Source organism: Pantoea sp. PNT03 (assembly GCF_014852515.1).
GTDB lineage: Bacteria > Pseudomonadota > Gammaproteobacteria > Enterobacterales > Enterobacteriaceae > Pantoea > Pantoea leporis.
Map to the genome: position 1 here is coordinate 1550625 of NZ_JACVBT010000001.1, position 26833 is coordinate 1577457.

The window sequence follows — 26833 nt, forward strand, 5'->3', positions numbered from 1 at the left end:
CTCAGGCTGTTTGACGCTTATTTTTTATCTGGCGCCGGAATTGCCATCGTCATGTTCAGCAAACCACGTGATTTGTTGAACACTTTGTTGCCATTTTCACGGCCCGCACGGCGTGCGCGCTGCTCCTCTGGCGACAACGTTGACTCTTCCATGCAGATAGGGCTGCAGCAGTTGTTGTACTTTTCAGCGCAGCTTGGGCACTGAATAAACAGCAAATGACAGCCGTCATTGATGCAGTTGGTGTGGCTATCGCAAGGCGTGCCGCACTGATGACAGCTGGAAAGAATATCGTCGGAAATACGCTCGCCCATGCGCTCGTCAAAGACAAAGTTTTTGCCCTTGAAACGCACCGGTAAGCCCTGTTCGCGCGCCCGACGGGTGTATTCAATAATCCCGCCTTCGATGTGATAAACATCTTTGAAGCCGTTGTGTTTCATCCAGGCGCTGGCCTTTTCACAACGAATGCCACCGGTACAGTACATAACAATCTTTTTGTCTTTCTGATCCTGCAGCATATCAACGGCCATCGGCAGTTGATCGCGGAAGGTATCGGCCGGCACTTCCATGGCGTTATCGAAGCGCCCCACTTCATATTCGTAGTGGTTACGCATATCCACAAACAGCGCATCCGGATCGTCGAGCATTGCATTAACGTCCGCGGCTTTCAGGTAAGCACCCACATCGCTGGCATCAAAGCTATTGTCTTCAATCCCATCCGCTACAATGCGTTCACGCACTTTCAGGCGCAGCACCCAAAAAGATTTACCGTCATCATCCAGCGCAATGTTCATGCGCAAGTTATTTAGCGCCGCATCAAAGGCATACAAAGCGGCCTTCATCTTTTCGTAGCGGCTGGCGGGCACACTGATTTGTGCGTTGATGCCTTCATGCGCAACATAGACGCGACCAAACACCTTGAGTTTGGTTAACTCAACGTAGAGGGCATCACGGAAGGCTTTAGGATCGGCAATCTGGAAGTATTTATAAAAAGAGACTGTGGTACGTGGTTCGGTTTCCGCCAACATACGTTCCTTCAGCTCTTTATTGGAAACAAGGTTATGTAACACTGGCATGGTGTTCGTCCTGTTAGCAATCAGAGAAATTTAGCGCGCGTATGATACCCGAATTCTGCCTGATACAAAAATTTTGGTTTGATAAGCCTGCCAGCTGAAATTACACACGCATTTGTGCGCCACAATTGCGTTTTCGTGCGCATACCTGCTGTCGGAAAGCCGTCCTCGGTCTATGCTTGATTTCAGCCAGAATGAAAAAATGGCATAATGACAAAAAATTACAGAAACCGGACTCTCTGGCATAAGACGCAGGATACTGACATTTCCATGACTCAACTTCCCCAACTCACCCGTGAACTCTTCTATCCACGCTATTGGCTGACCTGGCTCGGCATTGGCTTTCTTTATCTGCTGGTGCTGTTGCCCTATCCGGTACTGCATGCAATTGGCTGCGGATTGGGTCGCGTTGCCATGCGCTTTATGAAGCGGCGCGTTGAAGTGGCGCAGCGTAATCTTGAAGTGTGCTTCCCCACTATGCCGACCAATGAACGTGACGCGATGGTAAAGCACAACTTCGAATCGGTTGGCATGGGGCTGATTGAAACCGGGATGGCGTGGTTCTGGCCGGACTGGCGTATTCGTAAATGGGTCACCACCAGCGGGCTGGAGCACGTGACTAACGCGCTGGCAGAGAAGCGCGGCATATTATTAATTGGTATGCACTTTCTGACTCTGGAGTTGGGAGCGCGGGTATTTGGTATGCACAACCCAGGCATTGGCGTGTATCGTCCCAACGACAACAAGTTGATCGACTGGCTGCAAACCTGGGGCCGGATGCGCTCCAATAAAAGCATGCTGGACCGCAAAGATCTGAAAGGCATGATTCGCGCCATGAAGAACAACGACATTATCTGGTATGCACCGGATCATGATTATGGCCCGCGCAGCAGCGTGTTTGCGCCATTCTTCGCGGTTCAGGATGCGGCGACCACCACCGGCACCCATATGCTGATTCGTCTGGCAAACCCAAGCGTGGTGCCGTTCCTGGCGCGACGTCTGCCGAACGCGCGCGGCTATGAGCTGAAAATGATGCCAGATATCCGCGACAAATTTACGCTGGAATCTGAACTTGATACGGCTGTGGTGATGAATAAAGTGGTGGAAGAGACGGTGCTGCTGGCTCCAGAGCAATACATGTGGCTGCATCGCCGCTTTAAAACGCGTCCGCAAGGCGAACCATCGGTTTATTAATATTGGACGGGGCACCATGTGTGCTCCGCTGTTTATATGCACTAATTTGCCTTTTGGCGCGATCACATGCGGTAATTTATTAGTGAGCCGTGCCAGCCTGAACTTAGGCTGATAGTTGGCTTAGCGCCGCATTTAATCAGACATCACTTTTCTTCAGCACGCAATGTTGACGTAAAATTAACCTTTCCTCGCGCCGCAGCAGCCAAATTCTGCGTTGATGCAGGATTCCCGGAATTGTCACCCATTAATATTTATTCACCAAAGTTTAGCGTTTCGGACCTGATTTCTACAACTTCCAGGGCTATTCCTATTTAATATTGCTAAATCCTTCGGCATCACTTATCAATGAAGTAAAATTAACTTACTAAACAAGGTATTGTCTGATTAAAAAACCTCATATTCCTTTTCGTTAAAATAATCGCTTCGCTTATAACTTTATGGAATTGGTTCGTAAAATCGAATCCAGTTAATTTCGATTACAGCACTTAGCTTCACCCGTTCACTTTTAAAAAATATAAAAAGATTACACACAGCAAATATATCTCAGGACAATATAATATGAATAAAGGTATCTACTACTACGTGACGATCAGTACCGATCAGGAAGGTTATCATCTTCTGCATCGGAAAGAGTGCAAACGCTTACCCGTAAAGGAGGACATGGTATTTATTGGCACTCTATATAATTTAAATCAGGCATTATCAACCGCGCGTATTAATTTTAAAAAGGTTAAGCCCTGTATTAAATGTTGTATTCGTTACTCTGCTCCAATTATTCACGAATCAGTACGCCCGGTATTGCATTTCCCGCAGAAAATAGCCTGACCGGTTGGGCGGTTGAATTTCACGCAACCGCCCAACTGATATTTCCTCTCCGCCCTGCACGTCACGATTTTTCGTCTATCCTTCTGTGAAATCCCTTTTTTACAGACATGGAGTTGATGATGAGCCTGTTTACCACCCTTGAAGAAGCCATTGAAGCCGCTCGTGAAGAGTTTCTCGCCAGCCAACCAGAGATCGCTGAAGAAGATGCCAGTGTAAGCCAGTTCGCCCTGCAGAAGTACGTGATGCAGGATGGCGACATTATGTGGCAGGCCGAATTTTTCGCGGAAGAGGACGGTCAGGGTGAATGCCTGCCAATCTCAAGCGGAGACGCCGCACAAGCCATCTTTGATGGCGATTTTGATGAAGTCGAACTGCGTCAGGAGTGGCAGGCGGAAAATACGCTGCACGAATGGGACGACGGCGAGTTCCAGCTGGAACCACCGCGTGACCTTGAAGAGGGCGAAGCGGCGGCACAAGAGTGGGAAGACGACAACAGCCCTTCTGACAACCTGTAATAACGTTTATTCGTACGGACCGTGACTGGCATCGACGGGCAGTAACAGCGTGTCCATCACCAGCGACAGCGGCAAATCGATAATGGTTAGCACGCGCCACGGTCCGTCACGAACGTCCCACTGCACGCCGGGATAATATTGGTTGCCGTGACCTTGTCCGGGAAAGGTGCGGCTGATGATACTGCCACAACCGGTGAGCAGAAGAATCGCGGCGCTGAGCGCGGTTATTTTCAGGAAATAATTCACAACATTTACTCACAATGAACTGGCGTTAGTTTAACCATCTCGCAGGGACGATGACCACTCCTTAACACGTAAAGATTGCGTCATATTTCTGGCGAAAAAAAAGCGGCATTTCTGCCGCTTTCTACTTTCTCATCCTCAGCGCTGTGGAAGCGCCTCTGGATTGAGCTTCAGCTTCTGATAGCTTTCCACCCACTGATGATATTTGTCCGCGCTTTCCCACAGGCGTGAGTGCACACGAGCCAGCACCACCGGATCGCTAATCAGCTGCAAACGCTGCTCGCGATTCAGTTTCTCTGGCGCATCGCTCAGTGCCTGATCGACACGACGGTCACGCGCATGATCCAGTAAATCGCTCTGCTTGTGACGCGATGTTGCCATTGCCGTCGCCAGCGCGTTAAACGCCGGGTTAAACAGTGCATGCATAAAGCCATTTTTCAGCGCGCGTTGACGATTGATCTGCAGATAGTGATCGGTATCAACCAGCTCTTTAGGCGGCTCATACTCTTCCGGGATCAGGAACAGTTTGGCGTTCTTACTCTTCTGCCCTACCGTTGCACGGCTCGACATCACCGACACAAACGGCGACAGGATCAGTGAGACGACGATCGGCGACAGCCACCACAGGAAGTTCAGATCGAGGAAGCCCATACCGCCCGCCCACACCAGACCCAACAGCATCTGTGAACCATGACGACGGAAAGCTTCGCTCCACGGCGTCGCATCATCATCACGCTGCGGCGAGTTCCACACCACTTCCCAGCCAAGGAACGCGCTGACCACAAACACGGTGTGGAACAGCATGCGCACCGGCGCCAGCAGCACTGAGAACAGCATCTCCAGAATCAGCGAGAAGAACAAGCGGATGGCGCCACCATAAGGTTTCGCTCCCTTGAACCAAATCAGCACCACGCTCAACAGTTTCGGCAGGAACAACAGCACCAACGTAGTTGAGAACAAGGCTATCGCCAGATCGGGACGCCACTGCGGCCACACCGGGAACAGCTGGCGTGGTTGCAGGAAGTAGGTCGGTTCCATCAGCGTGTGCACCACCTGCAAGGCAGTAGAAAGCGCGAGGAACATGAACCACAACGGCGCAGAGAGATAGGACATTACGCCCGTCAGGAACACCGCACGGTGAACCGGATGCATCCCTTTTACCAGGAACAAACGGAAGTTCATCAGGTTACCGTGGCACCAGCGACGGTCACGCTTCAGCTCATCCAGCAGGTTCGGCGGCAGTTCTTCATAGGAGCCTGGCAAATCGTAGGCGATCCACACCCCCCAACCGGCACGACGCATCAGCGCGGCTTCAACGAAGTCATGCGACAGGATCGAACCCGCGAAGGAACCTTCACCCGGCAGCGGTGCCAGCGCACAGTGCTCGATAAACGGTTGCACACGAATGATGGCGTTATGGCCCCAATAGTGTGATTCACCCAACTGCCAGAAGTGCAAACCAGCGGTGAACAGCGGACCGTACACACGGGTAGCAAACTGCTGGCAACGCGCATACAGCGTATCCATGCCTGACGCTTTCGGCGAAGACTGGATAATACCGGCGTTCGGGTTAGCATCCATCATGCGCACTAAACCGGTAAGACACTCACCGCTCATTACGCTGTCGGCGTCCAGCACCACCATGTAGCTGTAGTTGCTGCCCCAGCGACGGCAGAAGTCATCGATGTTGCCGCTTTTACGCTTCACACGACGACGACGACGGCGATAGAAAATCTTGCCGGCGCCACCGACATCACGCACCAGCTCCATCCAGGCTTTCTGCTCGGCGATGGCGATATCGGCATCGTAGCTGTCGCTCAGAATGTAGACGTCGAAGTGTTCGGCATTGCCAGTACGTTTGACCGATTCCCAGGTCGCACGCAGGCCAGCAAACACGCGTTCTACATCTTCATTACAGATCGGCATGATCAGCGCAGTACGGTGTTCCGGATTCAGCGGCTCATCGCCGGTAGTCGAATACGAAATGCTGTATTTATCGCGACCGATCAGCAACTGCAGGAAGCCCATCAGCGCGGTCCAGAAACCAGCAGAAACCCAGCAGAACAGAATAGCGAACAGGAACAGAATCCCGGTCTGCAGGATGTACGGCAGGATCAGCTCAACCGACTGCAGCCAGTTCTGGTTGAACATCTCGATAGGATCGATCAGCGTCCAGCCCTGATACGGCAGAATGGTTTTCATGTACCAGGTTGCCACCACGGTCTGCAGAATCGTCAGAATCAGCAGTACGTAACGACGCATGGAGCCAACGTGGCGCCACTTGTCCTCGTTTTTCTGCTCTTCAACGGTGGCATAGCGTGGAGTGGATTTCTGGCCGCGCAGGGAATCCCAGGCGCGCGCAATCGGGTTGGTACGCCAGATCTCCGGGAACATCAGCGAACGCTTCACTTTCGGCATCGCCTTCAGTGTGGTGCGATCGAGATAATCCTTGCTGAGCTGCTGACCATCCGCCAGTGAGTCCGGCCAGGCCATTTGCACACGGGATGACACCGATTTCAGCGGCGCATCATCCGGGCGCTCGCTGGCGGCGTTATCTTGCCCCAGCGACGTATGAATAGCGTGGAACGCCTGCGCATTTTGCAGCGAATCGCTGAGACGGGCGCGCCCTGCCGCATCAAGCGGCAGAGCCTCCACGTAAGATTGAGGTAGAAATATCGATTTATTCATTGGCAGGTAGCTGATAGCTCCAGGTTTCCGTCAATGTCTTGTCGCCGCTCACCAGCGCCGCACGCATCTCAGTCGGCTGCTTGTTATCTTTCACTCGCAGACGCAACACCAGACGCCAGCCTTTGGTCACCGGGTTGTAGCGCACACTCTGCTCAACCACGTCAGCGTTGTTACCCACGCTCACCTGCGGCGCCACTTGCGTATCTTCCGGCAGCTTGCTCATCGCTTTGCCAACGAAATCCACGGTGAAGGCGATAGAACCATCCGGCTGACGCACCAGATTCGACTGCTTCACATCACCGGCAGAGCGCAGCGTGTCTTTTACCCAGGCGATATCGTCTGAGTGCAGCTGATTCTCGTCACGGGTGAAGTGCAGACGATACTGGAAGTTCATCTCTTTGCCCGGCTCTGGCAGTTTTTCCGGCGTCCAGAACGCAACGATGTTGTCGTTGGTTTCATCGGCGGTTGGAATCTCAACCAGTTCAACGCGGCCTTTACCCCAATCACCCTGCGGCTCAACCCAGCCACTTGGGCGCAGGTCATAGCGATCGTCGAGATCCTGGAAACGGCTGAAATCACGCGTGCGTTGCAGCAGACCAAAACCTTTCGGGTTCTCAACGGTAAAAGTGCTAACCGCCAAATGTTTCGGGTTATTTAGCGGACGCCAAATCCACTCACCGTTACCGGCATGAATCGAAAGACCATTCGAATCGTGCAGCTCAGAACGGAAGTTGGTCACTGGCGAAGGCTGGTTTGCACCAAACAGGAACATACTGGTCAGTGGCGCAACGCCCAGTTTGCCGACGTTATCACGCAGATAAACTTTGGATTGCACATCAACTGTCGATTCTTTGCCCGGTTTAATGATGAAACGATAGGCACCGGACGCGCGTGGCGAATCCAGCAGCGCATAGATCACCAGCTGTTTGTCCTGCGGTTTTGGACGCTCAATCCAGAACTCTTTAAAGCGCGGGAACTCTTCGCCCGACGGCAAGGCGGTATCAATCGCCAGTCCACGTGCCGAAAGACCGTACACCTGGCCCTCGCCAATCACACGGAAATAGCTGGCGCCGAGGAAGCTGGTGATCTCGTCGTCTTTGCCTTTTTTATTTAGAGGATACAACACCTTAAACCCAGCAAAGCCGAGGTTTTTGACTGCATCAGCATCGTGTTTTACGTTGCCGAAATTGAAGTAGTCAGGGTTATATTTAATTTCACGTACTGAAGACGCCGTCACTTCGTTGATTTTCACCGGCGTATCGAAATACATGCCCTGATGATAGAACTCAAGCTTAAACGGCGTGCGCAGTTTGCCCCAATAAGCTTTGTCGTGGTTAAACTGGATCTGCTGATAGTCAGCAAACTTCATTTCACGAAACTGAGAGGGTAAATTGCTTTTTGGCGCTTCGAAACTTTTCCCTGCCAACGCCTTGGCTTGTTTTGCAACATCATCAATGTTAAACGCCCAACTATTGTTGGCATACATAGCCAGCAGAACTGCCGCGCCTACCCAGCGCATCTTTACCAGTCCCACTTTATTATTCACATTATTCAGCACATCCCCCCCTTTCGTGTGCTTAGATCAAACCCGATTATCTTAAAGGATTATTCGGTTTTCCGACAGCGTATGTAATAGATTGTTCCGCTGATTTGTAAGCTGAAAATGTGCTTTTAGGATAATTAAACCCCGCAAAATCACATACAGATTCACCTGATAGTATACCCTGTTTACAGCCGGTAGAATTTTCCTTCGGCATAATCCGGTTTCAGGGCGAAACCGGCAAGTAAACTGACTATTGGAAGATTATGAGTTCAGCTAAACCCGAACGTGAATATTTCCTCGATTCGATTCGCGCGTATTTAATGTTATTGGGCGTGCCTTTTCACGTCTCCCTGATTTACTCCACGCAGAAATGGGCCGTGAACAGCCATGACGCCTCAATGTGGTTGACGGTGCTGAACGACTTTATTCACGCCTTCCGCATGCAGGTATTCTTTGTTATTTCAGGCTATTTTTCCTACATGCTCTACTTACGCTACCAGCCGCAGCGCTGGTTGAAAGTGCGTCTGGAGCGTGTCGGCATCCCGATGTTGACTGCCGTGCCGCTGATTACTTTGCCGCAGTTTTTCATCACCAAAAATCTCACCGATAAAATCGGCGACTGGAACAGTTTCTCGCTGTACGACAAGTACAACACGCTGGCGTGGGAGCTGATATCTCATCTGTGGTTTTTATTGGTACTGGTGATTCTGACGACGTTCGGTATGGTGGCGTTTCGCTGGCTGAATAAGCAGCAGCGCAGCATCGATTATCAGCAAATTGGCTGGGGTAAATTGACGCTTGCACTACTGACTTATGCCTTAATTTGGTGTGCGTTCCGCCGCGTGCTGTTTTATTTCGTTCCGGCCGTGTTTGCCGATGGCCTGTTCAGCATTGCCGTGATGCAAACGCTGATGTTCCTGCCGTTCTTTATGCTGGGTGCGTTGAGCTGGAAGCATCAGGCGCTGAAAGCGTTGTTTGTGCGCTTTAATCCGGTGATGTGCTTTGGCGCTATCGCAGTATTCATCGCCTATAGCCTGAATCAGCGTTACAGCAGCGGTGAAGGTTGGCTGTATGAAATCGATATGATCATTTCGACGCTGATGGGGTTGTGCATGCTAAACGTCTGTTTTAGCTTCGGCCATAAGCTGCTGAACAGCCATTCGCCGCGCATCATGTATCTGGTGAATGCCTCGCTGTTTATCTATCTGGTACACCATCCGCTGACCATTTTGTACGGCATCTACATCACGCCGCACATCGGCAACAACACGCTCGGCTTCTTCGTCGGCTTACTGATGGTATTTGGCGTGGCGTTTACGCTGTATGAAATCCATCTGCGCATTCCGCTGCTGCGCTTCCTGTTCTCCGGTAAGCCGCAACGCAAATGAAAAAAGGGCCCGCTAAGCTGGCCCTTTTTATCTAAAGCAACCACTCAACCGGCAAGCGCCACACCAGTCGCACCAGCAAGCGCTGCAGCAGCGTGCATTGCGGTTCATGTTTGTGCACCACTTCGCCCTGCTCGTTAGCAAACTCGACCCAATTGACGCGTCCCCACTTATCCAGACGTAGCGTCCAGGCGCGATCGCGCATCCCGGCAATAAAGCGCTGATGCGTTTGCTGCGCCAGGGCTTCACTCTCAATCACCAACCCCATTTCGGTGTTCAGCATGGCGGAACGCGGATCGAAATTGAACGAGCCGATAAATACTTTGCGATTGTCCACGGTGAAGGTTTTGGCATGCAAACTGGAACCTGAATTACCGGTGATACCGCGATCGTGTGGCGCGGTTTGCGGATTGTCCTGCGGCTTCAGTTCATACAGCGCGATGCCGTGGCGCAGCAGTTTTTTGCGCCAGCGCGCATAACCGGCGTGCACCACCGTGACGTCATTGGCCGCCAGCGAATTGGTAAGGATGGCAATCTTCACCCCGCGACGCTTCAATGCCAGCAGCTGCGCCACGCCAGATCGCGTCGGGACAAAATAGGCCGAGATAATATCGAACTGCTGCTGCGGCGTGCCGATGACCTCTAGCATGCGCTGCGGCAGTAAACTGCGACGTTTTGCTTTGCCGAGCCCTTTACGCGGATCATCACTCAGCAGCCGCGATTCCGCCCACGTCATCTCCAACTCGCCCTGCTCCATCTGGCTGATAAACGACGAGTGCTCCAACCGTGCCAGATAGCGCTCCACCGCTTCACTCTGCTGCCACTCTTGTGGCAAGCGCACCGCCTGATGCGCATCGCCGCTCACATCAACCACCTTGCGCAGCGGCGATACCGCTTTACTGCGCCAGTAGCGTTCGAAATCCTGCGTCACTTCGTCGACCACCGGACCAATCGCCAGGACATCGAGATCGGTAAACAGCGGTTCATCGCCGGTGCCAAAATATTCGTCGCCGATATTGCGCCCGCCCACCAGCGTCGCCGCGCCATCCACTGTCAGGCTCTTATTGTGCATACGTCGATTGAGGCGGGAAAAATCGGTGAGATAACCGAGCGCGCGCAGCGTGCGGAACGAGAACGGATTAAACAGGCGCACCGCGATATTGGCGTGGCGATCGAGTTCCGCCAGCGTCTCATCCAAACCCGGCGTGTTGTTGTCATCCAGCAGCAATCGCACTTTCACCCCGCGCTCGGCGGCGTCCAGCAGCGCGCTGAACAGCAAGCGGCCGGACATGTCGTTGTGCCAAATGTAGTACTGCACATCAATGGTGTGCTGCGCCATGCTCATCAACTGATAGCGCGCAGCAAAAGCGTCCAATCCATCGTTAAGCGGATGGATGCCGCTCATGCCCGGATGTCGTGCGCAACGCGCCTCAACACTCGGTTTCAGCCGGTTGCCCGAATGTTCCTCAGGCGGCAAAGAGGTTGCTGCTTCACTCATAGTGAATCCCTGAAAGCTGTGGACCTATTATTGTTGGTATCAATGCGCGAAGAAGCAATCGGAGGCTTCCTTTTCTGCCCAATGGCGCACCGTCAATTTAGTCTAGACTTAGCCAGGCGTTCTGCATTCTGCATCCGGCGCTCAATGTGAGGAGAGGATTATGACTCAGCAATCCCTGCGCCATCACCCTCAGCTGTTCCGCAGTTTCTTTCAGGGCAGTTTTCCCTGTTCAACCGCCCGGCGCGCAGGCGGACGTCGGCTCGATATGGTGATCAGCAGCGGCCACGACATGCTGCTGGAGAAAGATTATGCCGCACTGGCGCAGGAAGGTTTGCACACCGCGCGCGATGGCGCTCGCTGGCATCTGATTGAAGCCGTACCCAATGAATATGACTGGCGCACCTTTCTGCCGATGGTGCACGCCGCGGCGCGTCACGATATGCAGATTATCTGGGAGCTGGCGCATTTTGGCTATCCCGATCACCTGGATATCTGGAAAGCCAGCTTTATCGATCACTTTGAACGCTTCGCCCGCGCGATGGCGCAACTGATGCGCGATGAAGGCATCGAAAAGCCCTTTTTTACGCCGATCAATCAGATCTCATTCTGGTCGTGGGCTGGCGCGGATGTTTCCTGGCTCGATCCCTACGCCAGCGATCGCGGTCGTGAGCTGAAGCGCCAATTAGTGCGCGCCTCGCTGGCGGCGATGCACGCCATTCGCGAGGTTTATCCCGATGCCCGCTTTGTGCTGACCGATCCGCTGGTGCAGGTGGCGACCGATCCCGATAACCCTGACAGCAAACCTTATGCCGACGCGCAGCATCAGGCGCAGTTTGAAGCCTGGGATTGGATTGGCGGACGCGATGCGCCGGAACTGGGTGGCCGCGCGGATTTCCTCGATATTCTGGGTCTCAATTACTATCCCGACAATCACTGGTTTTTCTCAGGCGAAACCATTCCGTTGGACCATCCGACGCGCCAACCGCTGCACCGTTTGTTAATGCAGTGCTGGCAACGTTATCAGCGCCCGATGATTCTGGCCGAAACCGGAGCCGAAGGTGATGCGCGAGCGCCCTGGCTGCGGCAGATCAGTGAAGAAGCGCGTCTGGCGCTGGATCACGGCGTGGCGCTGGAAGGGATTTCACTCTATCCGGTGGTGGAGTATCCGGCGTGGGCCGACGATCGGCGTTCACCGGGTGCGCTGTTTGGCCTCGGCGATCCCAATGGCAATCGCACCCTGCATGAGGCGCTGGCGCTGGAGTTGCGCAGTCAACAGATTAAGTGGCAGAACTGGCAGACAAAAAGCTAGGACTGTTGCGTAGTGGCGGGTTTTTGCGGGCAGGTTTGCACATCGAGTGAAGGATCCGCGGGGTGACGCACGTCGGTGAGCCAGGTCATGGTGAAGAGAAACACCACGCCGATTAAACAGGCGGAGAGCAGGCCAATTATGGCGATCAGTTTGTCATCGCTGGATTCCATCGACATCTCCTTGCAGGCTTCCTTTTCCCGGTGCTGACCTTAACTCATCCACAGCGTAATCATCAGGACGAAGATTATAAGCGTAACCGAAGTGACTGCAAGCACCACAATGGCGAAGAGCGCGTCGTCGAGCGGCTGCCGATAAGGTTCGTCGTGGTCGTCTGGTGGTGCAGGTGAACTCATGATGACTCAAAAATAAAGGCGAGTTTTCGCGCAGGATTGCCGCACAGAGTGTAATGCAATGCGCCCTAAGTTACAGGAAAATTTCTGGCGGAGAAATAATGGGGCGCAGGCGCGCCCCATTGGAGAGCAGATTAGAAATCGTAGCTGAGTGAAACCTTCACCGTGCGTGGTTCACCCTGCGACAAATAGGTGCCGCTGTCATCAACATTGGCCCAATATTTCTCATTGGTGACGTTATCCACGCCCACGCGCCACACCATATCGTTCTGGTTAACCTTCATGCGGTAACGCAGACCCAAATCCAGCGTGGTGTAATCATCCAGCTTCATGTTGTTTGCCAGGTCGGCATATTGTGAACCGGTGTAGTTCAGCAATGCTGTGGCGGTCAAACCGTCCACCGGCTTGATGTCATACTCCGCACCCAGCGCCGCAGTGAAGCGCGGTACGCCGATGGCGTTTTTGCCATCCTGATCGCTGTCACCGGTTTTGGTCATATCCGGATCGATCCAGGTGGCGCTGCTGTTAAGACGCAGGCCCAGCACCGGCTCACCGAATACGTTCAACTCCACGCCACGGTTGCGCTGCTCGCCATTCAGCTGGTAGACCGAATTGTTCAGCACGCCAACCGGCTGTTTGATTTCAAACAGCGCCAGCGATCCGCCGACCCGACCAAAGTCCGCTTTGACACCCACTTCGTTCTGCTTAGCATGTACGATGCCGGTCACGCTACCGTAGTTGGTGGCGGTAAACGGCGCGGCGGTGCCTGGCGTCAGCGATTCGGTATGGTTGGCATACAGCGAGATATTTTGTGTGGCTTTATACAGCAAACCGTAGGCCGGCAACCAACGGCTGCTGTCGAAACGTGTCGCGGTATCTTCAACGCCGTCATAACCGTAGTTACGCACCACCACTTTTTGATGACGCGCGCCGACGGTTGCCAGCAAGGTGTCATCAAAGAAGCCCAGCGTATCGCTCAGCAGGTAGCCTTGCGAACGTGAACGGTAAGTGGTCAGCGGATCGCTGAACTTAGCGCCACCGGCGAACACGCTATCCGGTTCAGCCACATCCTGCGGGTGATAAATATTTACGTTGGCATCGTTGCCCGACGACATGCGATAGCTGTTTTTCGCATTCGTGGTCATCGCCGAATAACCGAAATTCACTTTATGCGTCACCGGACCGGTGGTGAAATCACCACGCAGGCCAACCATGCCGCTCATGTTGTCCTGCACGCGATTGGTGCGGAAGCGACCAATGGTGGCGTTGCCGGCGCTGTCGAGGATCTTCGGAATGCCGTAGTTGCCCACTTCATGTGTGTGCTGCGCGCCGAGGCCCGCATAGGCGGTCCACTGATCGGTCAGATCGTATTCGGCTTTCGCCAGACCAAACTCCGACTCGATATCGCTGAACACCCACTTCTGGCTGTAGTTTTTCGCGTTGGACGGCACATCGGGAATGAAATCGATGCCGCTGATGTTGACGCCGTTACGCGCATCGTGGAAGGTCTTTTTCTGGTAGCCAACGTCGAGCGACGTACGCAGACGATCGCCACGATAATCCAGGCCGAGTGACGCAGCGGTGGTGCGTTTTTTCTCGCCATCTACCTCGGTGCCGCCTTCGCGGTTAACCGCATTCAGACGCACGCCAAACTGATTATCGTCGCCAAAACGACGACCAATATCGGCGGTGCCGCCCACCTGGGAACCGGACGTGTAATCCACCCCGATGCGCGTCAGCGGCGTATCATCAGCGTGCTTCGGCTCGAGGTTAATCATGCCGCCGACGCCGCTCTCCGCCGAACCGTTCAGCAAGGCGTTAGCCCCTTTGAAGATCTCCACGCGATCAATCAGCGAGGCATCCATCACCTGACGCGGCACGATACCCGCCAGGCCGCCGTAGGTCATGGCATCGCCGTCCAGCTTGAAGCCACGAATGCGATAGCTCTCGGCAAAGTTGCCGTAGCCTTTCAGATTCTGCACGCCAGCATCGTTGCGCACCACGTCACCGATGGTTTGCGCCTGCTGATCCTGAATCATTTTCGAGGTAAAACCAATGACGTTAAACGGCACGTCCATGGCGTTTTGCTCACCCAGCATGCCAAGGCGGCCGCCGTGTGCAACCTGGCCATCGAGGAAAGCCGGTACCAGATCGTTGCCGCCTGGTTTGAAATCGGTTTGCGGTGTCGCGGTCACGGTCAGCGTCTGCTGCTCGTTTTTCGCGTCAGTTGAGGTTGTGGTGTTGGTGGTAGCAGCCATCACTGGCAAACAACCGGCGCTGACCATTACGGCCAACAGCGTCGGTTTCAGTCCGGGATTGAAAGGCATAGTGCGCATGGGATCCCCTAATGCAAACGAAGTGATAATCATTATTATTGCGGTTTGCGATTATGCGCAGTCGTTGTGCGAAAGCAAGAAAAATCCCACTTTTTGCGTTCATATCATCGAGGAGTGGTGCAATAGGTACCCTGCCCGGTCTTGTAGGGTCGCCATTCATTCATGGCGACCAATGCTTATCACTGAAGAAAGGGTTTTGCTTTGACTAGGTAGCGGGCTCTGACACATCTGCTGCGTCACGGGCCGTCCTCGCGCCGCTAGCGCGGTGCCTTCGGCTTCAACGTCGTGCCAACGGACCGTTCGCGGATCGGCCTTCCCTGGCCGACCCCGAACTGCCTCACGCATCCATGCGTGAGGCTCCTGGCCCAACGTAAAAGCCTCAGCGCTGCGAATAGCCCTTTTGCCGCAGCAGACGCGCCAGCGCCTCTGGCAACTGTGCCCTTTTCAACAACATGTACCGAAGCAGCCGGCATGCGTTCGTCGCGGACTTAACTAACAAGCGCCATTCATGGCGACCTGCTATCAGCCTTCGCGCCAGCGTTTAAACACCAGCGAAGTGTTAATCCCGCCAAAGGCGAAGTTATTGGATTGGATGTAATCTGTCTCAATCTGGCGCGCTTCATCGATGATGTAATCAAGTTCACCGCATTCAGCGGCCGGTTGTGACAAATTCAACGTCGGCGCAAACCAGCCTTCACGCATCATCTCAATGCTCATCCAGGCTTCCAGCGCCCCGCACGCGCCCAGCGTATGGCCAAAGTAGCTTTTCAGCGAAGAGATTGGCGTGCTGTTGCCATAAATCGCTGCGGTGGCCTGACTCTCGGCGATATCGCCGCGATCGGTGGCGGTGCCGTGGGCATTGATATAGCCAATCTGCTCCGCCGTGACACCGGCGGTTTTCAGCGCGCGCTCGATACAAATCTGCATGGTTTCACGCTGCGGCTGGGTGATATGCGCGGCATCGCAGTTGGTGTGGAAACCCACCAGCTCGGCATAAATGGTGGCTCCGCGCGCCTGCGCATGTTCCAGCGATTCGAGGATCAAGGTGCCTGCACCTTCGCCAATCACTAATCCGTCGCGCTGCTGGTCGAACGGCGCGGGCGACGTGTGCGGCGCGTCGTTACGCTGGCTGGTGGCGAACAGCGTGTCAAACACCGCCGCTTCGGATGGACACAGCTCTTCCGCCCCACCCGCCACCATCACGGTTTGGTAACCGTGGCGAATCGCTTCCCACGCATAGCCGATCGCCTGGCTGCCCGACGTACAGGCGCTGGACGTCGGGATTACCCGGCCGCGCAGGCCAAAGAACAGGCCCGCGTTAACGGCGGTGGTGTGCGGCATCATCTGCACATAAGTGGTGCCGGTAATGTTGTTGGTGTGCTTTTCCGTGAGCATAGTGGCAAATTCACTCACCGGTCCGGTGCTGCCGGTGGAGGAGCCATAAGCAATGCCGGTTTCACCGCTGGTCAGCACCGGATGATCGATCAAACCGGCCTGCTCCAGCGCGAGTTCGGTGGCGCGCGTCGCCATCAGTGAGACGCGCCCCATCGAACGAATGCGTTTGCGCGTGTAATGCGCTGGCGGCGTAAAGTCGTCCACCGGCGCGCCGAGCAGCGTGTGCAAGCCGTCGTACACTTGCCATTCCGGCATATGGCGCACCGCATTTTTGCCCTGTTTGATCCGCTCAGCCACCGCGCTCCAGCGCTCACCAAAAGCGCTTACGCCGCCCATGCCGGTTACCACTACGCGCTGAATCACAGCATACCTCCATTGATTGAAATCACCTGACGCGTGACGTAGCCCGCGATGTCCGACATTAAGTAGCTGGCCAGTCCGGCGACTTCATCCGCCGCGCCCATGCGCTTCATCGGGATCAGCTTCATCGCCTCGTCAATCACCAGCGGCTCAAGATCGGTCATACCGGTATCAATCAAGCCGGGTGCGATGCAGTTAACGGTAATTTTGCGTTTCGCCAGCTCAATCGCCAGTGCTTTGGTGGCACCGATAATGCCGGCTTTGGCCGCGCTGTAGTTGACCTGGCCGCGATTGCCCATGATCCCCGATACCGAGGAGAGCGTAATAATACGTCCGCCCTTGCGCAGGCCAATCATCGGCATCACGCACGGATGAATCACGTTGTAAAAGCTGTCGAGATTGGTGTGGATCACGCTGTCCCACTCGTCATCGGTCAGCGCCGGGAACGCCGCATCGCGCGTGATGCCCGCATTGCTCACCACGCCGTAGTAGGCGCCGTGTGCGGCGATATCCTGTTCCAGTGCGCTGCGTGTGGCATCGCGCTGCGCCACGTCAAACTGCAAGGTGCGCCCACATCCGCCCGCCGCCTCAATCTCAGCCAGCGTCTGCGCGGCACCGGCGCTGTCGCGGTGATAATGCACCACTATCTCAAAGCCATCCTGCGCCAGACGCAGTGCGATGGCGCGGCCAATACCTTTACTTGCGCCGGTCACTAAAACGCTGCGTGTCATGGCTGAACTCCTTGTTGCAATTGAATTAACTCGTGTTCATTGGGCTGATAGGTATTCAGCCGCCCGCTGGCAATGATCGCCTCGCCGCAGCGGATCTCCCCTTCAAAGCTGCCCAATCGGTCGTCACGCATCAGCAGACGCATTTCAACGCGCAGCGTGCTGTTGGCGGCGAAAGCGGTGCGGCTGGCACGATAACCGCGTCCGCCAAGCAGCATGCCGGGACGAATCTCATCGCCGCTGCGCTGACGCGCATGAAAGCCCGACCAGACGCCAACGGTCTGCGCCATGATTTCCACGCCGTACCACGCCGGTAAATCGCCCTGTGCGGTGAGAAAAGGGGCCAGCACGCCTGTCGCGTTGATACTGACTTCGCAGATCACGCTGTCGTCGGTGACCTGGATGACGCGATCCAGCAGCAGCATCGGCGCGCGATGCGGCAGATAAGCATCAACCGGCAGAAAATCACTCATAAGGCTTTCCTACAATCAGGCAGGTATTGTTCCCGCCAAAAGCAAACGAATTTGAGGCAATCACCGGGCGCGCCAAAGGCTGCGGCGTGGTGATCAAACCGCACGCCGGCAGCGAGGTATCGCGTGCCGCCAGCGAGAAATCCTGCGGCGGCAGCGGCAGATGCTGCTGCAGAATCAGTGCGGCTAAAGCCGCTTCGGTGGCGCCCGCCGCGCCCAGCGTGTGGCCGGTCAGGTGTTTGGTTGAGCTACACGGCACGCGATCACCAAACAGGCGGTGAATCACCGCAGACTCCACCTGATCGTTCAGCGGCGTGGCGGTACCGTGCAGGTTGATGTAACCAACATCCTGCGGCTGTAAACCCGCCTGTTGCAGCGCCATCAGCATAGCGCGCTCGGCGCCGACGCCTTCAGGATGCGGTGCCGACATGTGCCACGCGTCCGACGATTCACCGCAGCCGAGCAGCGCCAGCGGCTGCTTTTCGCGCGTCAGCAGCAGCAGCGCGGCAGCTTCACCAATCGAAATGCCGTCGCGATCGGCGCTAAACGGCGCGCAGTGACGTTCAGAGAGTGAATCCAGGCTGGCGAAGCCGTTAATCGGCATACGACTTAGCGAATCCGCGCCGCCCACCAGCACCACGTCCGCTAAACCAGCATCAATCAAACGTTGGCCGCTAATTATGGCGCGCGCACTGGATGAGCAGGCAGTCGAAATGGTGTAAGCCGGACCGTCCAGCGCTAAAAAATGCGCCAGGAAGCGTGATGGATCGCCAAGCTCCTGCATGCGGTAATCGTAGCCCGACATGGCGTCATCCACCTGACGATCGCCCTCATCAACGCCGGAGGTGCTGGTGCCAAGTACAATCGCCACGCGATCGCGCCCATATTGCGCGATCGCCGCATCCACTGCCGGGCGTATCTGCGCCAGCGAGGCCAGCAGCAGCTGATTGTTGCGGGTGTTATGCGCCGCCAGCGCGGCAGGAATCAGCGGCAACGCGCCCTGCACTTCGCCCAGCCAGCAGCGTTTGCCGTCTTGCAGCCAGCCGTCACGCGGTTGCATGCCGGGCGCGTGGCCCGCTTGCAGCTGTGTGGCGATGTGCGCCAGGTTGTTGCCCAGCGCATTCACCATGCCAAAGGCGGAGATGTAAATCATGATGAGGCATCCAGATGTTGGATTTGAATCTGATAACCAAACGCACGTTGATCGATGCTGATCGGCTCACGCAACTCGCCACGCTGCAGATAGCGAATCAGCGTTACCACCTTGCCAGCGGGATCGCGCAGCTCGCGGCGATCGTCGATGTCGGTCAGCGTCCAGCCACGCGGCAACTGCGGCTGCCACGCGCTGATCGGCCAGTGGCTCAGCATCACATCCGCCAATACCTGACTGGCGGGCGGCATTTCCGGCAGCGCCATCATCTGCTGCGTGTGAATGCCGTTTTTATCATAGGTGACGCGGAACAGGCGAATGCCAAGCGATGACAAACCGGCGAGGCTCAGCTGCTGTGAATCCGCGCTCAGCAGCACCAGCAGCGACTGGGTTTTGCCTTTGGCGTGGCCGGTCAGCAACTGCTGCTGCTGAAACGCGGGCGAGATGCCCGGCGCCGGCAACGTGACGCGCACGCCCGGTTTCAGCCACGCGGTTGGCCGATTGAGGTCGCTCTGATGCTGCGCGCAGCCGCTTACCAGCAGGCTCAACAGCAGCAAAATGCCCATTTTCATCGTTGCTTCCTTTTCCCCGGAGCCAGCGCCAACGGCGCCAGCAAGAATGCACAAAAAATCCCGCTGCACAGCACGGTGCCAAAACCGCTGATGGCGGCGGTGCTGCTGAACACCAGCATGCCTAGCGTTAACAGCGTGGTCATCATCGCCAGCGTCACCGCCAGCATGGAGGTTAACGGCGTGCCGCGCGGATTGCTGAAGAACAGCGTGTAGTTGATGCCGATGCCCAGCACCAGAATCAGCGCCAGCAAGGCAAACAGATTGAGGCTCGCGCCGATCCAGCCCAGCGTCGCCAGCGCCGCCGCCAGCGACAGCCACGACGGCAGCGCGCTGCGCATCCCGGCTTTAACGCCCAGCCGTAGCATATAGCTGCCGGTAATCAGCAATAATGCCAACGCCAGCAATCCGCTCAGCAGCGTGCGCCAGAAGCGGAACAGTTCATCATAGCTGGCCTTGCGATCAACCCAACTGACGCCCGCCTGCTGGGATGCCAGCTGCTGCAACGCGGCGCTGTTCTTAACGCCGCCGATCGGCACCAGCACGCTGCTGCGTCCGTCCGGCAGCGACAGCCACAGCAGCCGCCAGCCTTCACTCAGCGGGCTCGCCAGCCAGTCGGCGGCGGTCACCGGCATGGCGCTGAGATTGGCATTCGCTACAGTAAGGCCCGCCTGCTTCAATCGATCCAGAATGGTTGGTGCAGCCTGCTGTAGCAGCGCTACATCCTGCTGCTGCTGCGCCAGCGAACTGAGCGGCAGCACGCGATAACTTTTGAACCAGCCTTGCTGCTGCGCCTGCTGCAGCTTGGGTGCCAGCGCGCTCAGCCGTTGCAGCGCTTGCTGTTCATCATCGCCCCACACCACAAACCAGGTTTGATCGGCCTGCTGACCGGTCAGCTGCGCCAGCTGACGATCCTGCGCTAACAGCTGCGCCGGGGCGCTTTGCAGATGGGCAATATCATCATCGACCTTGAGTTGTAGCATGCCGCTCAACGCATAGATCGCCACCAACGCCGGTAAGCCGCGCTTCAGCCCGTTATTGCGTCGCCACGCGGCCAGCCAGCGCGCCAGCCACACCATGGCCGGAATCGGTCGCACCGGTAAACCGCGTACCAGCCACGGATAAAAACAGATCACCGTCAGGCAGGATGCGCTTAATCCGCTGGCGGCAAATACCGCCAGCTGGCGCAAGCCGGGGAACGGTGCCAGCAGCATCAACAGCCAGGCAATCGCCGTGGTGCCGAGCGCCAGCAGCAGCGTGCCGCGCACCTTATGCAAACTTTGCCACGGCGTGGCTTGCTCGCCGTGCACCATGCGTTCCGTCAGATAGTAGAGCGTATAGTCGGCCGAAATACCGACAATGCTGAGGCTCATCACTAAGGTGGTGAGATGCAGCTCACCAAAACAGAGCAACGTCAGCACCGTGCCCGCCATCGCGCCCATCGCCACCGACAATGCACAGAGCGCCAGCGGCCGTAATGAACGGAACACCAGCCACACCAGCAGCAGCAATCCCGCTAACGTTGCGCTGCCGAGGGTTTCGACATCATGCTGCGCGCGCTGGCTGGCATCGTCGCTAAACAGCACTGTGCCACGCGTCAGCAGTTGCGCATCCGGCCAGCGGGTTTTCAGCTGTTGCTCCAGCTGATTAAGCGCGGTCACTAGCTGATGGCTCTCTTTGATACTGAAAGCATTGCTCGCCAGCTCGCCGTGCAGGAAATACCAGCGGCGCTGCTGCGCATCCTTGACCGTCAGCCAGCCGTTATGCAGCAGCATTTTATTGGCGTTCTGCTGCATCGCCAGCTGTGCGCCGCGCACCAGCAGCAGCGGATCGTGGCCGATCTCTTTGCTGCCGACGCCCGCGAAAGCCGAGAACAGCTGCGCCAGAATCCAGTCGGCCTGCGCGTCACCGCCGTTCTGCAAGCGCGCGCGCGTGGCCGGATCGATCAAGCCGTTGCGATGTTGAAACGCATAGGCGCCCCAGCGCTGCATCTGATCGTCATCCAGCGCGCCGCTTACCTGTGTCAGCATCGGCAAGGCTTGCAGCTGCGCTTGCCACCAGGCCGCAACCGCATCGCCGTGGTGATCGTTGGCACTTACCAGCCACACCAGTTGACGATCGAGGCGCTGCATAAAGCCGTGCTGAATCTCCGCTGGTGCCTGGCCGAGGTTTTGCTGCGGCAATAACGCCAGCACGCTGCTGTTCAGCTGGCTGCGCGGCAGCAAAACCGCCAGCGCCAGCGCTAACGTCAGGCACACCGCCAGCCACAGCAGCGCAACGGTTTTTTCACTGCGCTGGGGCAAAACGGGCTCGCTCTTCATCGGTTAACTGTTTCGGTTCGGTGCGGGTAGCGCTAAGGGTGATCTCGGTTTTATCGCCCTGCTTATCATCCAGCGTGATGCGATTAAGAAACGCCTCGCCTTGCAGATCGATACGGTTAAAGATCTTATTCAGCGGCGCGGCTTTCGGCGTCAAACCAAGTTGCCAGCGGTTGTTGCCCAGATCATGGAAATCGAGCGCAAAATTCTCACGCAGCACCTTTTCATCTGCCTGGAATAGCGCGCGTAACAAATGGTTGAACTGGAACATCTGCGGATTGCTGTCGGCGGTGATCACCTGCGGCGGCTGGCCGCTCATGCTCTGCACCATGCGCTTATCATCAAGGATCAACATCAGCGGGAACGGCGTGGCTTGCTGCCACCACAAACCCTGCTGCTGGGCGATCAGCAGCTGACCGCGTGACACCAGCGGCTGCGCCATCCCGGCAATGGTGCGCACCTGAACAAAATTGGCGCGGATCACCGGTTGGCTGGCGAAGCGCTGTTGCAACTGCTCGAGCGTAACCGCGCTGGCGTTGGCGCAGATCACCAGCAGCAGCAGACAAAGGGTTCTGATCACGGTTTCACTCCCAGGCGTTCAAACAGAATATCGGGCGAGACAAAACACATCTCCTGCGTCGCTGCATTAACCGCCACCTGCAGCGTGTGTGCTTTGGTGGTCACCTGCCCCGCCGCGTTGCGGATCACATAATCAATGCGTAAACGGTTTTCGTATTCGCTGATACTGGCGACGACGCGGACCACCTCTTCGCAGCGCAGCGGCTGGCGGTATTTCACATGGGTATCGACCACCGGCCAGACGTAGCCGCTGGCGGCCATTTCGCCGTAGCTGTAATTGACGCTGCGCAGCAAGGCTTCGCGCGCCACTTCAAAAAAGCGGAAATAGTTGCCGTGCCACACCACGCCCATCGGATCGCAGTCGTGAAACGACACGGTAATGTCCACCTCAGCGCGGTAGTTGCTTTCACTCATCGCGGCTTTTCTCCTCGGGCAACGTCCAGAAATCGTAAAAGTTAAACCAATCCAGCGGCGCCATCAGCGCGTGCTGTTGTAACCGTTCGGCGTAGCGATCGACGGTGGCCTGTAACGCCTGCTGGCGCTGGGCGCGCGGCAGCGAGAGCGGATCGGCAAAGGCTTCGCAGTGCACCCGCAATCGCCCCTGTTCGCGCAGGGCGAACATCAGCAGCACTGGACAGCGCAACGCCGCCGCCAGCACAAACGGTCCCTGGGGAAACGGTGCAGGATGGCCCATAAATTCACTCCACACCACGCGACGCTCGCCGCCGCGCTGGCGATGCACGGCAGTACGATCGCCAACAATCGCCACCCATTCACCGGCATCGAGTTTTTGCTGCAGCAGAATGGCGGTGTCCGGACCGATATCGGTGACCGGCAGCAGATTGACGCCCGCCTGCGGTGCAATGCTCTCCAGCACCTCGCGGAAGCGTTGCGCATTGTCTGTAAACACCAGCGCATTAATCACCAATCCGCTGACCTGTTTGGCCATCGCGCGGCAGGCTTCGATATCACCGAGATGCGAGGCCAGGATCAGATGGCCTTTGCCCTCGGCGGCGTGAATGGTGGCTTCCGCACCTGGCGCGAAATCAATGTCGCGTCCCCATTGCAGATCGCCGCGCCAGCTAGCGACTTTATCCAGCATGCTGTAGCCGAAACGCAAAAAGTGACGATAGCTGCTGAGCGGCGCAGGCAGCGCGATGTTCTGCTGCTGCGCCATCGCTCGCACTCGCTTCAGCCACTGCTGCGAGGCGGCGCGCGCGGTGCGTCCGGTTAGCCAGTAAACCGCCACCACCGGCCACAGCAGCAAGATAAAAGGCAAGCGTCCGGCGCGGCGATAGAGCCACAGCATAAAGCGCAAACCGCTCTGCCCGCGTCGTTCCGGCGTTGCAGACCAGTGTTGCGCATCACTACGCTGACGCAGTAACTTCGGGATGCGTGGCAACATGCCGAAGAACAGCCGCGTGTGCATCCATGAGATGCGCAGGTTGTCCCGCAGCGCATCAAAGTGCGATACGCCGCTGGCTGGATAGGTCACGCGCGTGGTGATAAAACGGCTCGGCGTGCCCTGCCAATAGAGGCGCACCATGATTTCGGTGTCGAAATCCATGCGCTGACCAATTGGATGGCGATCGCACAACGCCAGCGATGGCGCGAGCGGATAGACGCGGAAGCCGCACATGCTGTCTTTCAGCGAGAACGACAGCGTTTCCACCCACACCCAGAAATGGGTGATGTAGCGGCCATAGAGGCGCGATTTGGGAATCGAGGCGTCGTAAAGCGGCTGACCGGAGATCAGACAGTGCGGATAACGCTGCGCTTCGGCCAGCATACGCGGCGTGTCTTCCACCTGATGCTGACCATCGGCATCGAGTTGCAGCGCGTGGCTGTAACCCGCCGCCGCCGCCGCGCGCATCCCGGCAATCACCGCCGCGCCTTTGCCCTGATTGTGGGGTAGCGTCAGCACCCGCAACTGCGGTGCCTCCAGCGCCGCAATCAGCTGTTTGGTGGTGGCATCGCTGCCGTCATCCACCAGAATCACTGGCAAGTTGAACGGTGCCAGCCGCGCCAGCACCGACGCCAGCATCGCGCCGTGGTTATAGCAGGGAATCAGCACACAAGGCGTGAAGTGAGAACTCAACACAGGCGGATCTTCCCGCTGCTGGCCACCGTCGCCACGTCACCGTTGATCAGGCTGTAGCTGAAACTGAGCAGCGATTTTTCTGCCTGCCACTGCAGCTGTAACGCCAGCTCGGCATCCGGCAGCACCGGCTGCTGGAACTTGATATTGTCAATCGCGGCGAAAGATTTACCGATGGCTAAACGCGTCAGGCCGTAATGCAGCGCCCAGTCGAGCTGCGCCACGCCGGGCAGGATTGGCAGCGTCGGGAAATGGCCGCGAAACCAAAAGAGATCGGCAACAACGTGCAGGCGCAATGTCAGTGCATCGCCCTGCTGTTCGGCATGCAGTTCAACCGGCAGCATCAAATAACTCCTCAATTTGTGGCCAGGCGCGTTTACTTTGTGCGGTGACAGGAATCGACGTCACCACGCGCCAATAGCGCGGAATCGCCACCGGCTCCAGCCAGGGTTGCAGGGCGCGTTTCCACTCAATTTTTAGCTGATGCAGCGTCGCCGCATCCAGCATCTCAGGCAGCGCCAGCACCACGCCAATCGCGTGACGACCGTGACGCTGAATCGCCAGCGCGGCGGCATCTTCCACGCCGGGCAACGCCAGCAGGCGGCGTTCAATTTCACTCAGCGATACGCGTTTATCTTCGATCTTCACCACGCGATCCTGACGTCCCGCCAGCTGAAACTGGCCGGACGGTTGCTGCACGATACGATCGTCGAGCGCGCAACCGTCATCGGTTTCCAGCAAGGCGGAAAACACCCGCCAGCGTCCGGCGTCCTGCTCACGCAGGGTAATCTGCGGGAAACAGTGCCACAGCGCGTTCTCCTCACGTGCAGAGCGCCAGCCAATCACGCCGGTTTCGGTGCTGCCATAGATTTCATCAACCTTACAGCTCAGCGCCTGTTGCGCATGCTGCGCCGCCGTCCACGGCAACGCGCCACCGGCGGACACGATCAGTTCGCAGCGCGGCCCGGCCAATGCAGGATCGAGACGCCGCAGAAACGCTGGGCTGCTGATAAACGCGTAGCGACGATCGGGTGAATGATCGGCCAGCTGTTCACTGTAGAAAATTTGCTGCGCGGCAAAGGGTAAACCCAACGCCATCGGCAGCACGATGCGAAAACTCAGGCCATACAGATGTTGATGGCTGACGGAGGCAATCACATGGCAATCACGTAAGCATGCGCCCCACAAGCTGGAGAGCCAGCGGGCTTCAAGATCCAGCGCGCGCAGCGATTTCACTACGCGACGCGGCGTGCCGGTCGAACCAGAGGTGAACAACACCAGCGTGGCGTCGGCGGCGATTGGCGGTAACGCACCGCTCGCCAGTGCGTCGTCCCAGCGCAGTTGCGGCAGCGCGACTGCCAGCGGCATATCACTGATCACGCCATCCAGGCTGTCGGCCATCTCTTCCAGCTGGGCCGCGCGACAGTGTCCGGGGATCACCGGCGTTTTACCGGCGTGCCACAGCGCCAGCAGCGCGGCGGTAAACGCATAGCTGTTATCAAAGCACAGCGCCCAATATTGGCCGGGCTGGTTTTGCAGCCGATCGGCCAGCGCCCGTACCTGCTGACGCAAGGTATGCAGCGTATGTTGCTGTTGGCCGTGCCAGGCCACCATGCGATCCGGCGCGCTGAACCAGTCGCGGAGGCTATGTAAGTTCATGCCTGTTTCCTTATGCGCTGACGCAGCAGCCATTCGCCGCCCATCAGCGTGCCCATCAACAGATAGCTGATGCACCCATTCCAGAGTGTCCAGAGCGTGACATCATTGAGCAGGCAGGTGAGCAGCGCCACGCTGCCGTTGAAGATGAAAAAGCCGCACCACACTTGCGTCACGCGGCGGGTATAACGCACCGCGCGCGGTGGTAGATCCGGTTCGCGCAGCCGTGCCAGCCGCTCTACCAGCGGCATGGGGCTCCACAGCGACGCGCCAAACAGCAGCAGCATCGATGCATTGACCACCAGCGGATACCACAGCAGCAGATGTTGCGATCGCAGCAGCAGGCTGGCGAGGCATAACGCGCTGCCCACCAGCGCCAGCAGGAGCATCACACGCGCCATCGGCCCGGCGGCGCGGCGCAGCGTCCAGACGCGCAGCACAAACAGCAGCGCCAGCAGGCCCGTCACGCCGCGCCACTGTGGCTGGGTGAGGGTTAACCACACCAGAAACGGCCACGCCAGCAGCGCCGCTCCGTTTAGCAGCCGCAGCAGCAT

At 56.9% G+C, this 26833-nt stretch carries 24 protein-coding genes; 5 read left to right on the forward strand and 19 right to left on the reverse strand.

What is annotated here, in order from left to right:
- Positions 1 to 17: 17 nt before the first annotated feature.
- On the reverse strand, positions 18 to 1073 hold the full coding sequence (locus tag IB226_RS07295) for a rhodanese-related sulfurtransferase (RefSeq protein WP_101760865.1): 1056 nt from the start codon (positions 1071 to 1073) through the stop codon (positions 18 to 20).
- A 267-nt stretch (positions 1074 to 1340) separates the two neighbouring features.
- On the opposite strand from IB226_RS07295, the gene IB226_RS07300 reads away from it, so the two are divergent.
- From IB226_RS07300 to IB226_RS07310, 3 genes are all read left to right on the forward strand, one after another.
- Positions 1341 to 2264 (forward strand): Kdo(2)-lipid IV(A) acyltransferase, encoded by a 924-nt coding sequence (locus tag IB226_RS07300; RefSeq protein WP_101760866.1) that lies wholly within the window; start codon positions 1341 to 1343, stop codon positions 2262 to 2264.
- 558 nt (positions 2265 to 2822) lie between these two features.
- Positions 2823 to 3089 (forward strand): hypothetical protein, encoded by a 267-nt coding sequence (locus tag IB226_RS07305; RefSeq protein ID WP_008103132.1) that lies wholly within the window; start codon positions 2823 to 2825, stop codon positions 3087 to 3089.
- Positions 3090 to 3208: 119 nt separating this feature from the next.
- Positions 3209 to 3604 (forward strand): MysB family protein, encoded by a 396-nt coding sequence (locus IB226_RS07310; protein WP_101760867.1) that lies wholly within the window; start codon positions 3209 to 3211, stop codon positions 3602 to 3604.
- A gap of 6 nt (positions 3605 to 3610) precedes the next feature.
- Here the strand turns inward: IB226_RS07310 and IB226_RS07315 are convergent, their stop codons facing one another.
- The 3 genes from IB226_RS07315 to IB226_RS07325 all read right to left on the reverse strand — a co-directional run bounded on the left by IB226_RS07315 (position 3611) and on the right by IB226_RS07325 (position 8063).
- Complete coding sequence (locus tag IB226_RS07315; RefSeq protein WP_110865906.1) at positions 3611 to 3850, reverse strand: YceK/YidQ family lipoprotein; 240 nt, start codon at positions 3848 to 3850, stop codon at positions 3611 to 3613.
- Between the two features lie 135 nt (positions 3851 to 3985).
- The gene (mdoH, locus tag IB226_RS07320; protein WP_101760869.1) at positions 3986 to 6535 is read right to left on the reverse strand and encodes a glucans biosynthesis glucosyltransferase MdoH; all 2550 of its coding nucleotides are present in this window, start codon (positions 6533 to 6535) and stop codon (positions 3986 to 3988) included.
- Positions 6528 to 8063, reverse strand: a complete 1536-nt coding sequence (locus IB226_RS07325) for a glucan biosynthesis protein G (RefSeq protein WP_192234533.1) — start codon at positions 8061 to 8063, stop codon at positions 6528 to 6530. The genes mdoH and IB226_RS07325 overlap by 8 nt, the downstream gene beginning before the upstream one ends.
- 278 nt (positions 8064 to 8341) lie before the next feature.
- On the opposite strand from IB226_RS07325, the gene mdoC reads away from it, so the two are divergent.
- Positions 8342 to 9466: a glucans biosynthesis protein MdoC gene (mdoC, locus tag IB226_RS07330; protein WP_101760871.1), complete on the forward strand. Its 1125-nt coding sequence runs from the start codon at positions 8342 to 8344 to the stop codon at positions 9464 to 9466.
- 31 nt (positions 9467 to 9497) lie between these two features.
- Here the strand turns inward: mdoC and IB226_RS07335 are convergent, their stop codons facing one another.
- Positions 9498 to 10961 carry a phosphatidylserine/phosphatidylglycerophosphate/cardiolipin synthase family protein gene (locus tag IB226_RS07335; RefSeq protein ID WP_101760872.1) on the reverse strand — a complete coding sequence of 488 codons (1464 nt, stop codon included), beginning with the start codon at positions 10959 to 10961 and terminating at the stop codon, positions 9498 to 9500.
- 160 nt (positions 10962 to 11121) lie between these two features.
- Between IB226_RS07335 and IB226_RS07340 the strand changes: the two genes are divergently transcribed.
- On the forward strand, positions 11122 to 12270 hold the full coding sequence (locus tag IB226_RS07340; RefSeq protein WP_192234324.1) for a beta-glucosidase: 1149 nt from the start codon (positions 11122 to 11124) through the stop codon (positions 12268 to 12270).
- Here the strand turns inward: IB226_RS07340 and IB226_RS07345 are convergent.
- The 14 genes from IB226_RS07345 to IB226_RS07410 form a co-directional block, all read right to left on the reverse strand.
- Positions 12267 to 12440 (reverse strand): hypothetical protein, encoded by a 174-nt coding sequence (locus IB226_RS07345; protein ID WP_167391168.1) that lies wholly within the window; start codon positions 12438 to 12440, stop codon positions 12267 to 12269. The two genes, IB226_RS07340 and IB226_RS07345, sit on opposite strands and share 4 nt — an antisense overlap.
- Before the next feature lie 314 nt (positions 12441 to 12754).
- On the reverse strand, positions 12755 to 14956 hold the full coding sequence (locus tag IB226_RS07350; RefSeq protein WP_110865903.1) for a TonB-dependent siderophore receptor: 2202 nt from the start codon (positions 14954 to 14956) through the stop codon (positions 12755 to 12757).
- A gap of 522 nt (positions 14957 to 15478) precedes the next feature.
- Positions 15479 to 16714 carry a beta-ketoacyl-ACP synthase gene (locus IB226_RS07355; RefSeq protein WP_192234326.1) on the reverse strand — a complete coding sequence of 412 codons (1236 nt, stop codon included), beginning with the start codon at positions 16712 to 16714 and terminating at the stop codon, positions 15479 to 15481.
- Positions 16711 to 17442 carry a 3-ketoacyl-ACP reductase FabG2 gene (locus IB226_RS07360; RefSeq protein WP_192234328.1) on the reverse strand — a complete coding sequence of 244 codons (732 nt, stop codon included), beginning with the start codon at positions 17440 to 17442 and terminating at the stop codon, positions 16711 to 16713. The genes IB226_RS07355 and IB226_RS07360 overlap by 4 nt, the downstream gene beginning before the upstream one ends.
- Positions 17439 to 17912, reverse strand: a complete 474-nt coding sequence (locus IB226_RS07365; RefSeq protein ID WP_192234330.1) for a hotdog family protein — start codon at positions 17910 to 17912, stop codon at positions 17439 to 17441. The genes IB226_RS07360 and IB226_RS07365 overlap by 4 nt, the downstream gene beginning before the upstream one ends.
- On the reverse strand, positions 17905 to 19062 hold the full coding sequence (locus IB226_RS07370) for a beta-ketoacyl-[acyl-carrier-protein] synthase family protein (RefSeq protein ID WP_192234332.1): 1158 nt from the start codon (positions 19060 to 19062) through the stop codon (positions 17905 to 17907). The genes IB226_RS07365 and IB226_RS07370 overlap by 8 nt, the downstream gene beginning before the upstream one ends.
- Positions 19059 to 19631, reverse strand: a complete 573-nt coding sequence (locus IB226_RS07375; RefSeq protein WP_101760878.1) for a DUF3261 domain-containing protein — start codon at positions 19629 to 19631, stop codon at positions 19059 to 19061. Before IB226_RS07375 ends, IB226_RS07370 begins: the two co-directional genes overlap by 4 nt.
- The gene (locus IB226_RS07380) at positions 19628 to 21949 is read right to left on the reverse strand and encodes an MMPL family transporter (protein WP_192234334.1); all 2322 of its coding nucleotides are present in this window, start codon (positions 21947 to 21949) and stop codon (positions 19628 to 19630) included. The genes IB226_RS07375 and IB226_RS07380 overlap by 4 nt, the downstream gene beginning before the upstream one ends.
- Complete coding sequence (locus IB226_RS07385; RefSeq protein WP_370445552.1) at positions 21915 to 22523, reverse strand: outer membrane lipoprotein carrier protein LolA; 609 nt, start codon at positions 22521 to 22523, stop codon at positions 21915 to 21917. Before IB226_RS07385 ends, IB226_RS07380 begins: the two co-directional genes overlap by 35 nt.
- Positions 22523 to 22939: a thioesterase family protein gene (locus tag IB226_RS07390; protein ID WP_101760881.1), complete on the reverse strand. Its 417-nt coding sequence runs from the start codon at positions 22937 to 22939 to the stop codon at positions 22523 to 22525. Before IB226_RS07390 ends, IB226_RS07385 begins: the two co-directional genes overlap by 1 nt.
- Positions 22932 to 24626 (reverse strand): glycosyltransferase family 2 protein, encoded by a 1695-nt coding sequence (locus IB226_RS07395; protein WP_192234336.1) that lies wholly within the window; start codon positions 24624 to 24626, stop codon positions 22932 to 22934. The genes IB226_RS07390 and IB226_RS07395 overlap by 8 nt, the downstream gene beginning before the upstream one ends.
- Positions 24620 to 24967 (reverse strand): beta-hydroxyacyl-ACP dehydratase, encoded by a 348-nt coding sequence (locus tag IB226_RS07400; RefSeq protein WP_192234338.1) that lies wholly within the window; start codon positions 24965 to 24967, stop codon positions 24620 to 24622. The genes IB226_RS07395 and IB226_RS07400 overlap by 7 nt, the downstream gene beginning before the upstream one ends.
- Positions 24954 to 26282: an AMP-binding protein gene (locus IB226_RS07405; protein ID WP_192234340.1), complete on the reverse strand. Its 1329-nt coding sequence runs from the start codon at positions 26280 to 26282 to the stop codon at positions 24954 to 24956. Before IB226_RS07405 ends, IB226_RS07400 begins: the two co-directional genes overlap by 14 nt.
- Complete coding sequence (locus tag IB226_RS07410) at positions 26279 to 26833, reverse strand: hypothetical protein (protein ID WP_110865893.1); 555 nt, start codon at positions 26831 to 26833, stop codon at positions 26279 to 26281. The genes IB226_RS07405 and IB226_RS07410 overlap by 4 nt, the downstream gene beginning before the upstream one ends.